This is a genomic window from Streptomyces ficellus (genome assembly GCF_030406405.1).
GTDB classification, from domain to species: domain Bacteria; phylum Actinomycetota; class Actinomycetes; order Streptomycetales; family Streptomycetaceae; genus Streptomyces; species Streptomyces ficellus_B.
Genome location: NZ_JAUEPL010000001.1, coordinates 78,202 through 93,031 on the forward strand (window position 1 = coordinate 78,202; position 14,830 = coordinate 93,031).

10 protein-coding genes are annotated in these 14,830 nt (G+C 68.9%); 2 read left to right on the plus strand and 8 right to left on the minus strand.

Translation table 11 applies throughout. The annotated features are described in order from the left end of the window. Positions 1-33 precede the first annotated feature (33 nt). From dxs to ngcE, 8 genes are all read right to left on the minus strand, one after another. Complete coding sequence (dxs, locus tag QWM81_RS00365; protein WP_290109298.1) at positions 34-1,947, minus strand: 1-deoxy-D-xylulose-5-phosphate synthase; 1,914 nt, start codon at positions 1,945-1,947, stop codon at positions 34-36. A 164-nt stretch (positions 1,948-2,111) separates the two neighbouring features. Then, positions 2,112-3,443 carry a sugar ABC transporter permease gene (locus QWM81_RS00370; protein ID WP_290109300.1) on the minus strand — a complete coding sequence of 444 codons (1,332 nt, stop codon included), beginning with the start codon at positions 3,441-3,443 and terminating at the stop codon, positions 2,112-2,114. Then, positions 3,440-4,234, minus strand: coding sequence for an ATP-binding cassette domain-containing protein (locus QWM81_RS00375; protein WP_290109301.1), 795 nt, complete (start codon positions 4,232-4,234; stop codon positions 3,440-3,442). Before QWM81_RS00375 ends, QWM81_RS00370 begins: the two co-directional genes overlap by 4 nt. 234 nt (positions 4,235-4,468) lie before the next feature. After that, positions 4,469-5,569 carry a substrate-binding domain-containing protein gene (locus QWM81_RS00380; RefSeq protein ID WP_435372295.1) on the minus strand — a complete coding sequence of 367 codons (1,101 nt, stop codon included), beginning with the start codon at positions 5,567-5,569 and terminating at the stop codon, positions 4,469-4,471. Positions 5,570-5,691: 122 nt separating this feature from the next. Beyond that, on the minus strand, positions 5,692-6,891 hold the full coding sequence (locus tag QWM81_RS00385; RefSeq protein WP_290109302.1) for an ROK family transcriptional regulator: 1,200 nt from the start codon (positions 6,889-6,891) through the stop codon (positions 5,692-5,694). Positions 6,892-7,100: 209 nt separating this feature from the next. Next, a complete protein-coding gene (locus QWM81_RS00390) occupies positions 7,101-8,021 on the minus strand; it encodes a carbohydrate ABC transporter permease (RefSeq protein WP_290109303.1) in 921 nt (306 codons plus the stop codon). Continuing rightward, on the minus strand, positions 8,021-8,944 hold the full coding sequence (locus QWM81_RS00395) for a carbohydrate ABC transporter permease (protein WP_290109304.1): 924 nt from the start codon (positions 8,942-8,944) through the stop codon (positions 8,021-8,023). The genes QWM81_RS00390 and QWM81_RS00395 overlap by 1 nt, the downstream gene beginning before the upstream one ends. A 50-nt stretch (positions 8,945-8,994) precedes the next feature. After that, positions 8,995-10,446 (minus strand): N-acetylglucosamine/diacetylchitobiose ABC transporter substrate-binding protein, encoded by a 1,452-nt coding sequence (gene ngcE / locus QWM81_RS00400; protein ID WP_290109305.1) that lies wholly within the window; start codon positions 10,444-10,446, stop codon positions 8,995-8,997. A 438-nt stretch (positions 10,447-10,884) separates the two neighbouring features. On the opposite strand from ngcE, the gene QWM81_RS00405 reads away from it, so the two are divergent. Further along, the gene (locus QWM81_RS00405; protein ID WP_435372296.1) at positions 10,885-14,673 is read left to right on the plus strand and encodes a GH92 family glycosyl hydrolase; all 3,789 of its coding nucleotides are present in this window, start codon (positions 10,885-10,887) and stop codon (positions 14,671-14,673) included. A gap of 53 nt (positions 14,674-14,726) precedes the next feature. After that, on the plus strand, positions 14,727-14,825 hold the full coding sequence (locus QWM81_RS00410; RefSeq protein ID WP_435372297.1) for a DUF397 domain-containing protein: 99 nt from the start codon (positions 14,727-14,729) through the stop codon (positions 14,823-14,825). The last annotated feature ends 5 nt before the right edge of the window (positions 14,826-14,830 follow it).

Consider the following 14,830-nt stretch of genomic DNA (forward strand, 5'->3'; position numbering starts at 1 on the left):
GTCCGGGCGCCGGTTTTCCGCGCCCCTTGTGCGTCAGTCGCGGGCGGGTTCGATCTCCGCGTTGTCGTACCGGCCGTCCAGCTTGGAGACCAGGCCGGTGACCTGGCGGGCGATGTCGGGCGCCGTGAGTCCGATTTCGGCCATGACCTCCTTGCGGGAGGCGTGGTCGAGGAAGCGCGGCGGGATGCCGAAGTCGCGCAGCGGTACGTCGACACCGGCGTCGCGCAGCGCCTGGGAGATGGCGCAGCCGACGCCGCCGACGCGGCCGTTGTCCTCGACGGTGACCACGACGCGGTGGCGCTCGGCGAGCGGCGCCATGGCCTCGTCCACCGGCTTGACCCAGCGGGGGTCGACGACGGTGGTGGAGATGCCCTGCTTGTCGAGCAGGTCGGCGATCTCCAGGCACATGGGCGCCAGCGCACCCACGGAGACCAGCAGCACGTCCGGCCGCTCCGCGCCGGCCTCGCGCAGCACGTCCATGCCGCCGACGCGGCCCACGGCCTGGACGGCCGGGCCGACCGCGCCCTTGGAGTAGCGCACGACGGTCGGGGCGTCCTTGACCTCGACGGCCTCGCGCAGCTGGGCGCGGACCTGGTCGGCGTCGCGCGGGGCGGCGATCCGCAGGCCGGGGACGACCTGGAGGATCGACATGTCCCACATGCCGTTGTGCGAGGCGCCGTCGGTGCCGGTGATGCCGGCCCGGTCGAGGACGAAGGTCACACCGCACTTGTGCAGGGCGACGTCCATCAGGACCTGGTCGAAGGCGCGGTTGAGGAAGGTGGCGTACACCGCGAACACCGGGTGGAGGCCGCCGGTGGCGAGGCCGGCCGCGGAGACGGCGCCGTGCTGCTCGGCGATGCCGACGTCGTACACCCGGTCGGGGAAGGCCTTGGCGAACTTGTCGAGGCCCACGGGCTGGAGCATGGCGGCGGTGATCGCGACGATGTCCGCGCGCTCCTTGCCGAGCTCGACCATCTCGTCGGCGAAGACGCCGGTCCAGTCGGCGCCGGAGGTGGAGATCGGCAGGCCGGTGTCCGGATGGATCTTGCCAACGGCGTGGAAGCGGTCGGCCTCGTCCGCCAGGGCGGGCTGGTAGCCGCGGCCCTTCTCGGTGAGGCAGTGCACGATGACCGGGCCGCCGAACCGTTTGGCGCGGGTCAGCGCGGACTCCAGCGCCTCGATGTCGTGGCCGTCGATCGGCCCGACGTACTTCAGGCCGAGGTCCTCGAACATGCCCTGCGGGGCGATGAAGTCCTTCAGGCCCTTCTTGGCCCCGTGCAGCGTCTCGTACAGCGGCTTTCCGACGACCGGCGTGCGGTCGAGGATCTCCTTGGTACGGGCGAGGAAGCGCTCGTAGCCGTCCGTGGTGCGCAGCGTGGCGAGGTGGTTGGCGAGGCCGCCGATGGTGGGGGCGTAGGAGCGCTCGTTGTCGTTGACGACGATGACGAGCGGGCGGTCCTTGGCCTCGGCGATGTTGTTGAGCGCCTCCCAGGCCATGCCGCCGGTCAGGGCGCCGTCGCCGATGACCGCGACGACGCGGTCGTCGCGGTTCAGGACCTCGTTGGCCTTGGCGAGGCCGTCGGCCCAGCCCAGGACGGTGGAGGCATGGCTGTTCTCGATGATGTCGTGCTCGGACTCGGCACGGGCGGGGTAGCCGGACAGGCCGCCCTTCATCTTCAGCTTCGAGAAGTCCTGGCGGCCGGTGAGCAGCTTGTGGACGTAGGACTGGTGCCCGGTGTCCCAGAGGATCTTGTCCTTGGGGGATTCGAAGACCCGGTGCAGGGCGATGGTCAGCTCGACCACACCGAGGTTCGGACCGAGGTGGCCGCCCGTCTTGGAGACGGCGTCCACGAGGAAGGTCCGGATCTCCGCGGCCAGCTGTCCCAGCTGCTCCGGGGAGAGCCGGTCGAGATCGCGCGGGCCCGTGATACGGGTCAGCAGAGCCACCCGTGCCTCCTTGCGTATTGAGCTGGTCGAGCTGCCGATTTGGTCGAGTCTAATGTTCCGCTCCTGACGGTGGTCATCGGGCGGTGGGTTGCGCGCCCCGCCAGTGGCTCAGACGCAGCAGCGCCCGGCGCCGGTTCACCGGTGCCGGGCACTGTGTCTGTGACTTATGCGCGACCTGCGGTTTTCTGCGTACGGCGGGAGACCGAGTCGATCACGACGGCGGCCAGGAGCACCGCGCCGGTGATCATGTACTGGATCTCGCTGGCCATGCCGAGCATGTTCAGGCCCTGCTGGATCGACTGGATCACAATCATGCCGAGCAGCGCGGACCAGACCTTGCCGCGGCCGCCGAAGAGGCTGGTGCCGCCGATGACGGCCGCCGCGATGACCAGCATCAGCGTGTTGCCGCCGCCGAGGCTCTTGGTGGCGCCGCCGGAGAGGCTGGCCACGAACAGGCCGCCGAAGGCGGCCAGCAGGCCGGAGAGGCCGAAGACCAGGATGCGCACCCGGTCGACGTTGATACCGGCGCGGCGGGCGGCCTCGGCGTTGCCGCCGACCGCGAAGACCTGGCGGCCGAAGGTGGTGCGGCGGGCGACGAAGTCGGCGACGACGAGGACGGCCAGGAAGAGCACCAGGGCGAGCGGCAGGCCGCGGGCGCCGGCGGGCTCGTTCAGGACGTAGGCGACGACGGAGCAGAGCACCGCGACGACACCGGCGCGCAGCACGATCTCGCTGGTCGGGCGGGACGGCAGGGCGGCGGCCTTGCGGCGCTTGCTGTCCAGCAGGAGCGAGGCGGCGTAGGCCAGGACGGCGACCAGGGCGAGGCCGTACGCGGCGGCCTTGTCCTCGAAGTAGTAGCCGGTCAGGTGCTCGACGACGGAGCCGGTCGGGGCGTTGATGGAGCCTTCCTGGCCCATCATCCAGATCTGCAGACCGCTCCAGCCGAGGAAGCCGGCCAGCGTGACGACGAACGCCGGTACGCCGATCTTGGCGAAGAAGAAGCCGTGGAGCAGACCGAGCGCGAGGCCGGAGAGGACGGCGATCGCGACGGCCAGCCAGTCGTTCATGCCGTTGCTCACATTGAGCACGGCCCATACGGCGGCGCCGACGCCCGCGACGGAGCCGACCGACAGGTCGATCTCGCCGAGGATGAGGACGAAGACGATGCCGACCGCCATGATGCCAAGGCCGGAGGTGTAGACGGCGATGTTGGCGACGGAGCTCGCGGACAGGAAGTTGCTGTTCTGCGACTGGAAGACGATCGCGATGACGATCAGGCCGATGAAGACCGGCAGGGAGCCCAGCTCACCGCCGCGCACCTTGCGGGTGAACTCGGTCCAGTAGCCCTTGAGGCCCTCTTCGCGTACGAGCAGACGCGGGTCGACGGCCGGGACGGGGGCGGCGGAGCCTTCGGGGGCCGCGGGCCGCTCCGCCGCACCGGGCGTGGCGGGGGTCTCGGCGGGGGTCTTGCCGGGGGTCTTGGTGAGGTCGCTCACTTCGCGTCCTCCTTCGTGGCCGTACGCGCCTGCCGGCGGGTCACGGCGTTGTCCGTGGCGCCGGTGATCGCGGCGATGATCTCTTCGTGCGTGGTGTCCTCGACGTCGAAGACACCGTTGTTGCGGCCGAGGCGCAGCACCGCGACCTTGTCCGCGACGGCGCGCACATCGGCCATGTTGTGGCTGATGAGGATGACGCCGTGGCCGCGCTCGCGCAGCCGCTCGACCAGGTCGAGGACCTGGGCGGTCTGCTCGACGCCGAGAGCGGCGGTCGGCTCGTCCAGGATGACGATCTTGGGGTCGCCGATCAGGGCGCGGGCGATGGCCACGACCTGGCGCTGACCGCCGGAGAGGGAGGCGACCGGGATGCGGACGCTGGGGATGCGGATGGACAGGGTGTCCAGCAGCTCCTTGGCGCGCTTCTCCATCGCGATCTCGTCGAGGACGGAGAGGTTCTTCAGCTCGTTGCCGAGGAAGAGGTTGGCGACGACGTCGAGGTTGTCGCAGAGGGCCAGGTCCTGGTAGACGGTGGCGACTCCGAGGTCCTGGGCGTCGTTCGGCCGGTTGATCCTGACCGTGTTGCCCTCCCACTCGATGGCGCCTTCATCGATGGGGTGGACCCCTGAGATGGTCTTGACGAGCGTCGACTTGCCGGCGCCGTTGTCGCCGACCAGGGCGACGACCTCACCGGCGTGGATCTCCAGGTCTACGTCGGTGAGCGCCTGGACGGCGCCGAACCGCTTGGAGACTCCGCGCAACGCCAGCACGGGCGTAGCGGACACGTGAATCATCTCCTTCGCCGCCTGTCCGGCGGGGATGGTGGTACGTGAGCACAGGGTGCGGGGGACCTGTCGCGACGGTGGGACGCGGGCGCCGCGTGTCGGGCGCGCACGGGCCCGCCGGTACGGGCGGAACAGGTCCTGGGGGAAGGAGTCCGGCGCCCGCCCGCGCCGACGGGGCGTGGGCGGGGCGGGTCGCCGGACCGGTACGGGCGGGCCGCCGGACGGCCTCACCCGCGGGTGGCGTTACTTGATGCCGGCGGCGGCGCAGGCGGCCTTGTACTCGGCGGTGCAGATGTCCGCGGCCTTGTAGACCTTGTCGGCGATGATCGTGGAGGCGATGTTGTCCTTGGTCACGATCTGCGCGTCGTACAGCTTGGCCGGGATGTTGGTGAACTCGCCGGTGAGGCTGGTGACCTTGGCCGGGGTGAGGTCGTCGATCTTCTCGCCCTTGAGCAGGCGGACGGCGATCTCGGCGGTGGTCTCGGCCTCCGGCTTGATCTGCTTGTAGATCGTGAAGGCCTGGTCACCCGTCAGGATGCGCTGGAGACCGGCCAGCTCGGCGTCCTGGCCGCCGACCGGAACCTTGATGCCCTGCTTCTTCAGGGCGGTGATGATGCCGCCGGCCATGCCGTCGTTGGCGGAGTAGACGCCCTGGAAGCCGTCCTTGCCCAGGGAGTCGATGGCGGCGCCCATCTTCTTGTTGGCCTCGTCCGGGGACCAGTCCGGGATGTCCTGCTCGTAGACGACCTTCTTGACCTGCTTGTCGAGGACGCTGTGGGCGCCCCTCTTGAACAGCGGGGCGTTGGGGTCGGTCGGCGAGCCGTTGATCATAACGACGTTGCTCTCGGCGGCCTTGGCGCCGAGCGCCTTGACCAGGGCCTCGCCCTGGAGGCGGCCGATCTTCTCGTTGTCGTAGGAGACGTAGGCGGAGATCGGGCCCTCGGCCAGCCGGTCGTACGCCACGACCTTGACGCCCTGCTTCTCGGCCTGCTGCACCCAGGACTTGGTGGCCTTGTAGTCGACCGCGTCCAGGATGATCACCTTGACGCCCTGCGTGACCAGCGCGTCGAACTGCTTCTTCTGGGTCTCGGTGTCCTGGGCGGCGTTGTTGTACTGGACCTTGCAGTCGCCGCACAGTTCCGTGATCTTCGCCTCGATGATCGGGCGGTCGAACGTCTCGTAGCGGGTCGTCTTGTTCTCCGGCAGCAGCAGACCGATGGTCTTGCTGTCGCCTCCGCCGCCGCCCGCGGTGTCACCGTCGCCCGCCTTGCCACAAGCGGCGAGGGAAGCGGCCATGGATACCGCTGCCGTGCCTATGACGATGCGTCGCGTCATTGCGTTCATGTGGGGTTGCCTCCCTGACGAGGCCGCGACGTTGCGGCCGAGGTGGCTCGAAGTCAACTCGGCCGTCACACCATCGTCAAGGAGTAAATTCTTAACGAGATGACAACGGTGCCATCCGTTATCTAAGTGAACGCAGGACTGGCTGCGGGCAGGGCGCTCTCCAGAAGGGTCGAATCACCCATTTCGCTCAGTACGAGGGCGATGGCACCCAGCACCTCAGCCCGGCCACCGAGGGCGCCGGGGGCCACGGACAGCTGCCGGGCGGCGCTGGGGATGGCGTACCGGGAGACCGACTCGCGGATGGGCGTGAGCACCAGCTCGCCCGCCTCGGCGAGGTCGCCGCCCAGCACCACCCGGCTGGGGTTGAGCAGGTTGCACAGGTTGGCCACGCCGCTGCCGATGTGGCGCCCGACGTCCGCGATCACCCGGCGGCAGCCCGGGTCACCCTCCCGGGCCAGCTGCACGACCCGCTCCATGGTGAGGTCGGCGCCGTGGCCGGGCTGGAGCAGCGGCAGGACGTACCGCGCGGCGGTGAAGGTCTCCAGGCAGCCGCGGTTGCCGCAGCGGCAGACGGGACCCGCCTCGTCGAGGGTGATGTGGCCGATCTCGCCGGCCGTACCGCCGGGGCCCCGGTAGATCTGCCCGTTGATCACCAGCCCGGCGCCGACGCCGCTGGCGACCTTGATGTACGCGAGGTCCTTCACGCCGCGTCCGCCGCCCCAGACCAGCTCGCCGAGCGCGCCGAGGTTGGCGTCGTTGTCGACGTACACCGGGACGCCGAGGCGCCCGGAGAGCTCCTCGCTGGGGTTGATCCCGCTCCAGCCCGGCAGGATCGAGGTCGAGCCGAGGGTGCCGGAGGAGACGTCGATGGGGCCGGGGACGCCGAGCCCGACCCCGATCACCTTGTCCTGGCCGATCCCGGTGGTCTCGATCAGCCGCTTGACCAGGTGTTCCGCCCGGTCGAAGCCCTCGGCGGAGGAGGCGTCGACGTCGAGCGGCTCGGCTTCCTCGGCGAGCACCTGGTGGGCCAGGTTGCCGACGGCGACGCGCAGGTGGGTGTGGCCGAAGTCGACGCCGATGACGATGCCGGCGTCCCCGCTGAGCGAGACGCTGCGGGCCCGGCGCCCGCCCGCGGAGGTCGGGGTGACCTCGACGGTGCCGCCGTCCTTGAGCTCCCGGACGATGTTGGAGACCGTGGCGGCGGAGAGGCCGGTGGCCCTGGCGATCTCCGCCTGGGTCAGCGACCCGGCCATGCGCACGGCGCGTACCACCCGTTCGAGGTTGGCCCGATGCAGAGATGTCTGCGACCCCGGAGTCTCCATCGACTCACTCACTCCTGCCGTTTTCTCCAACATGTGAACTCTAAGCTGAGCCTTTCGGGTTGGCCTCCGTCAAGACCTTGAGCATCACGAAGCTCTCATGAGCACGCAAGGTACGGAAATATCCGGATTCAGCGGAATGTCCGGCCGAATCTCTCGCCGCACGGCGAAAGCCCCGGCGATTTTCCGCCGGGGCGTCGAGCGCGGGTTCGTTACTTGAGGGCACCTGCGGTGAGGCCCGCCACCACCTGCCGCTGGAAGACGATGTACGCCCCCAGCACCGGCAGCATCGCCATCACCAGACCGGCGAACAGCCCCGACCAGTCCCCCTTGTACCCCTGGCTGGTCGCCAGCTCCACCAACCCCTGGGACAGGACCTTCGTCTCGGGCTCGGTGTTGAGCACGGTCGGCAGCATGTACTGGTTCCACTGCCCCAGGAAGTTGAAGATCCCGACACTGATCAGGCCCGGCTTGGCCATCGGCAGCATCACCTGGAAGAACGTGCGGGTGTGCGAGGCGCCGTCGATCATGGCCGCCTCCGCCACCGAGGTGGGCAGGGTGCGGAAGAACGCGGTGAGGAAGAAGACGGTGAACGGCAGTGAGTACGCGATGTAGACCAGGATCAGGCCGTGGATGGTGTTGAGCAGCCCCATGTTGTTCATGACGTAGAACAGCGGGACCAGGGCCAGCATGATCGGGAAGCTCATGCCGCCGACGAACAGGTAGTAGAGGAACCGGTTGCCGGGGAAGTCGAACCGCGCCAGGACGTACGCGGCCATCGAGCCCAGCAGCAGGGTGCCGAAGAGCGAGCCGCCCACCACCAGGACGGTGTTGAGGAAGTAGTCGCTCATGTGCGCCTGGGTCCAGGCCCGCGACCAGTTCTCGACGTGCAGCCTGTCGGGCAGGGACCAGGGGGTGGAGAGGATGGCGTCGTCCGTCTTGAAGGAGGCCATCACCGCCCACAGCAGCGGCAGGACGACCATGAAGGCCCACAGGATGAGGACGCCGTGCGAGAAGACGTTGAGCACGCCGCCCTCGCCGCTCCCGGCGGCCGGGCGGCGGGCGTCCGTCTTCGCCGGGGGCACGGTGTTCTCCACCGGGGCGGCGGGAGGTGGGGTGTCAGTGGTCTTCATCAGAACTCCAGCCGCTCTCGCCTGCCCAGGCGCATCACGATGGCCGCGAACGCCAGCGTGACGATGAGCAGGGCCACGCCGATCGTTGTCGCGTACGCCGCCTGACCGTCACGGAACGCCGTCTGGTACACGTACAGCGGCAGCACCGTCGTCGAGTAGTCGGGGCCGCCCGGGCCCACGGTCATGATCTGTACGGTGGCGAAGGCCTCCGCGCCGAGCGCCAGGATGCCCATGTAGACCCAGCCGGACTGCACGGTGTCCCACAGCAGCGGCAGGGTGATCCGGAAGAACGTGGTGAACCGGCCGGCACCGTCCAGCAGCGCCGCCTCGTAGAAGTCCCGCGGGATGGACGCCATGCCCGCGGAGAACAGGACGACGAAGAAGCCGACCGTCGACCAGACGAGCACCGCCATGACGCAGTACAGCGCGAGGTCCGGGTCGCCCAGCCAGTTGGGCTGGACGTGGTCGAGGCCGACCGCGGCCAGCGCGGAGTTGATCATGCCGTCGTTCGGATTGAACGCGAACTGGAAGAGCAGGGCCACGATCGCGATCGACAGCACCTGCGGGAAGAAGTAGGCGATCTTGTAGAAGGACGAGCCCCGCACACCGGCGACGACGGCGTTCTTCCGCCGCCGGCCGCCGACGTTGATCATGAAGGCGAAGAAGAGGGCGAGGCCCAGCGTCACCAGCGGCAGCAACAGCACGAGCCACAGACTGTGCTGCAAGGACTTCCAGAAGATGGCGTCCTCCAGCATCCGGCGGTAATTGCCGAAGCCGACCGCCTGGAACTCCGGACTCAGTCCGGTCCAGTCCGTGAAGGAGTAGTAGATCGACTGGATGAACGGCCAGACGACGAAGAGGGCGTACATCGCCAGGGGAAGTGCCAGGAACCCCACGATGAACCGGTACTTGCCATGCTGCATGGTCTACCGACCCCGATCTGTGCGCGGGTGCCGCCGCTGGTGACGGTTGGTCACTGGTGCTTGTAGTGCTTGATGGACGGGTCCTTGGCCGCCGCGTCGGCGAAGGCCTGGATCTTCTTGATCGTCTCCGCCGGGGTGGCGCGGCCGGCCATCATCTCCCCCAGGCCGGCGACGCCGATCTGCTCCTTCTGCAGCTTGACGTACCAGTCCTGGAGCCGCGGGTTCACCACGTTCTGCCCGGCCTTGGCGAGCGCGTCGACGGCCGACTGGAGGGCCGTGGACAGCTGAAGCCCGTCGGTGCCGCCGTTGAACGCGGTGAGCGACTTCACCTGCTTGGTGAAGTTCCTGGAGGAGTCCTCGCTGAGCATGATGCGCAGCAGCTCCATACCGCCCTCGGGGTTCTTGGCCTTGGCCGGCACGATGAAGGGCTCGCCGCCGGACGCCCAGATGGTGCCGAACGGCATCTTGTCGGAGGCGTCGAGCCCGGAGGGTGCCGCCACCTTCATCCGGAAGTCCTCGGGCGTGGTGGGCGCCGCCTCGTTCTCGACCCAGGAGCCGTTCGGGATGAACAGCGCCTTGCCCTTGGTCCAGGCGGTCTGCGACTGGATGTGCGTCATGCCCGGGGTGCCCTGGAGGATGTAGCCCTTCTTGTAGAGCTCGTAGTACGCCTCGAAGGCCGCCTTGACCGCCGGGTCCTTCCAGGCGTTCGGCTCCAGGTTGTCGATCCTGTCGAGGACCTCCCGGCCGCCGATCTTGGCGATGAACGGGTAGAGCGAGAACGGCAGGTAGTACGGGAACTTCCCCGGGTACGTCCAGCCCGCGATGCCCCGCTTCTTGGCCTTCTCGCACAGGGCGAGCATCGCGTCCCAGGTCTGCGGGTACTCCGCGTCGAGCTTGTCCAGCGCCGTCTGCGAGTACCAGACGCCGTACACGGTGTAGGCGTAGTACATGACCCAGACGGGGTCGCCGTCGAACTGGCCCATCTCCAGCACGCCGGGGCGCAGCGTGTCGCGCACCTTCTTGTCCGGGTCGTCGACGGCGGGCGCGTCCATCAGCGGGGTGAGGTCGAGGAGCTGCTTCTTGCCGACGAGGACGCCCATGTCCATCTGCTCGGCGCCGGAGTTGTCGATGAGGTCCGGCGGGGTGCCGCCGTTGAAGCGCGGCTGCAGCGTGGACTGGATCTTCTGGGTGGCGGAGTGCTTCACCTTGGGCGCCTTGGGGAAGGCCGCGTTGTACTTCTTCTCCGCGTCGATGGCGTACTGCTGGCCGAAGCCCCCGTCGAAGATGACGACATCCAGCGGGGCGGTCTCGTTGACGCCGAGCGGGTTGTCCTTGGTGATCTTGCCCTTCTCCACCTTGTCGGTGCTGCCGCCGCCGCCACTGGCACAGGCGGACAACAAGCTCATGGTCGGTACGGTGATCAGGCCGAGCGCGGCGGACCGCTTGATCAGGTCGCGGCGGCCGAAGCCGTCACCGTCGGTGCGGGCGGAGGTGGATCCCATGCTCAAGTCCTCGCCTTCTCCAGGACTCAGGCGGTGTACCGGTCGCCCGTCCTGCTCGCCTGAGGCGAAAGGGCCCCGCCACCGCGGTCATTTGCTGGGTCGTGCAGGTGCTGGGTGGTCGTGCAGTGCTGGACGCCGACAGGTATAGTCCACTTCTCGTCAAGTGAGCAAGATCGAAAGCAACTTCGGGCAGCAGTCTTTCCCGAGTTGAGACCTCGGGGATACGCGGAATCGCGCCTTCGCCTGCGTGTCGCGAAGGGTTCGGCAGAACGGCTGAATCGAACCTTCCCGTACCGTCGGCACCCTTGACACCGCCCACCCCCTGCCTCCCTACTGGTTCCTGCCCAGTTCGCCTGACAACGTTGTCCAACGCCGCTTCGGCAGGAGGCAGGACGCGGGATGCAGATCGGATCACCAGCTCGTGACGGATACCCCCGGATGGCCGCCCTCGTGGCGGCCGCTTCGCTGATCGCGGCGGCCACCCCGCCGGCCGCCGCGCTCGCCCTCCCGTCAACCGGACATGACGGAAAGGGAGTTCAGGAAAGGGAGTTCAGTTCGTCGTTCGAGGCGGATGAACGCCCGCCGGACTGGCGCAACACCGTGGACGTGGACGCCGATGGCCACAGACGGGCGTCCGGGGTCGACGGCGCGTTCTCCGCCGGGATACCGGGCAATGTCACCGACAAGGTCACCGCGCTGCGCGCCAGCGGCGAGAACAGCGGCGCCGGCGAGACCAAGGAGAACCTGGTCGATCTCCAGCCGACCACCAAATGGCTCGCCTTCAGCTCCACCGCCTGGGTCGAATTCGACTTGGAGCAACCGGTCAAGGTCGTGACGTACGCGCTGACTTCCGCCAACGACCACGCCCCGCGCGATCCGAGGAACTGGACGCTTCTGGGCTCGGCCGATGGCACGGAGTGGAAGGTTCTGGACAGCCGCGAGGGCCAGACTTTCGCCAAACGGTTCGAGACGAAGACGTACGACTTCGCCAATTCGACGGAGTACGCGCATTACCGGCTGGAGATCACCGCGAACAACGGCGCCGCCGGCATCACACAGCTGGCGGACGTTCAGTTCTCGAACGGCGACACGGCCATCCCCGTCCCGCCCGACATGCGCAGCCATGTCGACCGGGGCCCCGGCGGTTCCCCCACCGCCAAGGCGAACGCCGGGTTCACCGGAAAGCGGGCGCTGCGGTACGCGGGCTCGCACAAGCCGGCCGGCCGGGCCTACTCGTACAACAAGGTCTTCGACGTGCACACGGTGGTCGGCCGCGACACCGAGCTGTCGTACCGGATCTTCCCCGCCATGCCGGAGACGGACCTGAACTACCCCGCGACACACGTCTCCGTGGACCTCGCCTTCACCGACGGCACGTACCTGAGCGAGCTGGGCGCGGTCGACAGCCACGGCGGGGCGCTCACCCCGCAGGGGCAGGGCGCCGCCAAGCGGCTGTACGTCAACCAGTGGAACCAGGTCACCGCAGGGCTAGGGCGGGTCGCGGCCGGCCGGACCGTGGACCGGATCCTGGTGGCGTACGACTCCCCCAAGGGCCCGGCCACCTTCCAGGGCTGGATCGACGACATCACGCTGAAGCGGGCCACGCCCGAGAAGCACCACGCCCGCCCCTCCGACTACGCCTCGACCGTGCGGGGCACCCACTCCAGCGGCTCCTTCTCGCGCGGCAACACCTTTCCCGCGACCGCCGTGCCCCATGGCTTCAACTTCTGGACGCCGGTGACCAATGCCGCGTCGAAGAGCTGGCTGTATGAGTACGCCCGGGGCAACAACGCCGACAATCTGCCCACCGTGCAGGCGTTCAGCGCCAGTCACGAGCCGAGCCCCTGGATGGGCGACCGGCAGACCTTCCAGCTGATGCCCTCGGCCGCCGCCGGGACACCGGAGACCGATCGCGTCCGGCGTGCCCTGCCCTTCCGCCACGAGAACGAGACGGCGAAGCCGCACTACTACGGCGTGACCTTCGAGAACGGCGTCGAGGCCGAGATCGCCCCCACCGACCACGCGGCCATGATGCGGTTCACCTACCCGGGCACGGACGCGTCCGTCGTCTTCGACAACGTCACCGACGAGGGCGGCCTCACCCTCGACCCGCAGACCCGTTCCTTCACCGGCTTCTCGGACGTCAAGAGCGGCCTGTCGACCGGCGCGACACGGATGTTCGTGTACGGCGTCTTCGACGCGCCGGTCACCGGCTCCGCGTCGGCGGGCGTCAAGGGCCACCTGCGCTTCGACGCGGGCGCGGACCGCACGGTGACACTGCGCATGGCGACGTCCCTGATCGGCGTGGAGCAGGCGAAGCGGAACCTGGCCGGCGAGATCCCTCCGGGCAGCCGGTTCGAGCGCGTCCGGGAGCGGGCGCAGGACGCCTGGGACGACATCCTCGGCCGGGTGACGGTCGAGGGCGCGACCCGCGACCAGTTGGTCACCCTCTACTCGAACCTGTACCGGCTGTACCTGTACCCCAACTCGGGCTTCGAGAAGGTCGACGGCAGGCACCGGTACGCGAGCCCCTTCTCGCCGCAGACCGGCCCGGACACCCCGACCCGGACGGGTGCGAAGATCGTCGACGGCACGGTGTACGTCAACAACGGCTTCTGGGACACGTACCGGACGACCTGGCCCGCGTACTCCTTCCTCACCCCGCGCAGGGCGGGCGAGCTGGTGGACGGTTTCGTCCAGCAGTACAGGGACGGTGGCTGGATCTCCCGCTGGTCCTCCCCCGGCTACGCGGACCTGATGACCGGCACGTCGTCGGACGTGGCGTTCGCCGACGCGTACGTCAAGGGCGTCGACTTCGACGCGGAGGCGGCGTACGAGGCGGCGCTGAAGAACGCGACGGTGGTGCCGCCCTCGTCGGGCGTCGGCCGCAAGGGCATGGAGACGTCCCCGTTCCTCGGCTACGCCTCCACCGCGACGCACGAGGGCCTGTCCTGGTCCCTGGAGGGCTACCTCAACGACTACGGCTTGTCGAAGATGGCCGACGCGCTCCACGCGCGGACCGGCAAGGCGCGCTACCGGGAGGAGTCGGCGTACTTCCTCAACCGGGCACGCCAGTATGTCTCGCTCTTCGACTCGGAGGCGGGTTTCTTCCAGGGCCGGGACCTCAAGGGCCAGTGGCGGGTGCCGTCGTCCTCGTACGACCCGCGTGTGTGGGGTTACGACTACACGGAGACGAACGGCTGGGGTTACGCCTTCACCGCCCCGCAGGACAGCCGGGGCCTCGCGAATCTGTACGGCGGCCGGGCAGGCCTGGCGAAGAAGCTCGACACCTACTTCTCGACGCCCGAGACCGCGTCGCCGGAGTTCGTCGGCTCGTACGGCAGCGTCATCCACGAGATGACGGAGGCGCGCGACGTACGGATGGGCATGTACGGGCACTCCAATCAGGTCGCCCACCACGTCACGTACATGTACAACGCGGCCTCGCAGCCCTGGAAGACCCAGGAGAAGGTGCGCGAGGTGCTGTCTCGGCTCTACACGGGCAGCGAGATCGGGCAGGGCTACCACGGCGACGAGGACAACGGCGAGCAGTCCGCATGGTGGCTCTTCTCGGCGCTCGGCTTCTACCCGCTGGTGATGGGCAGCGGGGAGTACGCGATCGGCTCACCCCTCTTCACCAAGGCGACGGTACGGATGGAGGGCGGGCGGACGCTGGTGGTCAAGGCCCCGGAGAACAGCGCGCGCAACGTGTATGTGCAGGGGGTGCGCGTCAACGGCAAGCAGTGGACGTCGACCGCGCTGCCGCACGCGCTCCTCGCCCGGGGCGGTGTGCTGGAGTTCGACATGGGGCCGAGGCCGTCGTCATGGGGTACGGGGCCGGGCGCGGCGCCGGTCTCCATCACCCGCGACGACCAGGTGCCCGCGCCACGCGGTGACGTGCTGTCGGGCGCGGGCGAGTTGTTCGACAACACGTCGGCGACGGCCGCGTCGGTGGAGGCCGTGGAGCTGCCGGTCCCGGAGGGCGGCACGCGGGCGGTCCAGTACACGCTGACCTCGGCGGCGCGGGGCACGGCTCCGGCGGGCTGGGTGCTCCAGGGCTCGCGGGACGGGACGGTATGGACGGACCTCGACCGGCGGTCGGGTGAGTCGTTCGCCTGGGACCGGCAGACGCGGGTGTTCACGGTCGCGCGGCCCGGTACGTACGAGCGGTACCGGCTGGTGCCGAGCGCGGTGGCGACGCTGGCGGAGGTGGAGTTGCTGCGGTAGCCGTTTCGCCATTTCGCCGCGCAATGGGCGATATGCCGCCTGCCCTGGGTGACATGCCTCGTGACAGCAAGGCCCCGGAGGGCCCGGCGCTGGTGTTCTCGTCGGCGGGCTGGGCCTCCTTCGTGACCGCCGTCAGGCACGGCAACCTCTGAAACGC

Coding starts and splice junctions, on each gene's coding strand:
- QWM81_RS00375 (WP_290109301.1), bottom strand. CDS start 4,234: ATGATTCACGTGTCCGCTACGCCCGTGCTGGCGTTGCGCGGAGTCTCC.
- QWM81_RS00380 (WP_435372295.1), bottom strand. CDS start 5,569: ATGAACGCAATGACGCGACGCATCGTCATAGGCACGGCAGCGGTATCC.
- QWM81_RS00385 (WP_290109302.1), bottom strand. CDS start 6,891: ATGGAGACTCCGGGGTCGCAGACATCTCTGCATCGGGCCAACCTCGAA.
- QWM81_RS00390 (WP_290109303.1), bottom strand. CDS start 8,021: ATGAAGACCACTGACACCCCACCTCCCGCCGCCCCGGTGGAGAACACC.
- QWM81_RS00395 (WP_290109304.1), bottom strand. CDS start 8,944: ATGCAGCATGGCAAGTACCGGTTCATCGTGGGGTTCCTGGCACTTCCC.
- ngcE (WP_290109305.1), bottom strand. CDS start 10,446: ATGGGATCCACCTCCGCCCGCACCGACGGTGACGGCTTCGGCCGCCGC.
- QWM81_RS00405 (WP_435372296.1), top strand. CDS start 10,885: ATGGCCGCCCTCGTGGCGGCCGCTTCGCTGATCGCGGCGGCCACCCCG.
- QWM81_RS00410 (WP_435372297.1), top strand. CDS start 14,727: ATGCCTCGTGACAGCAAGGCCCCGGAGGGCCCGGCGCTGGTGTTCTCG.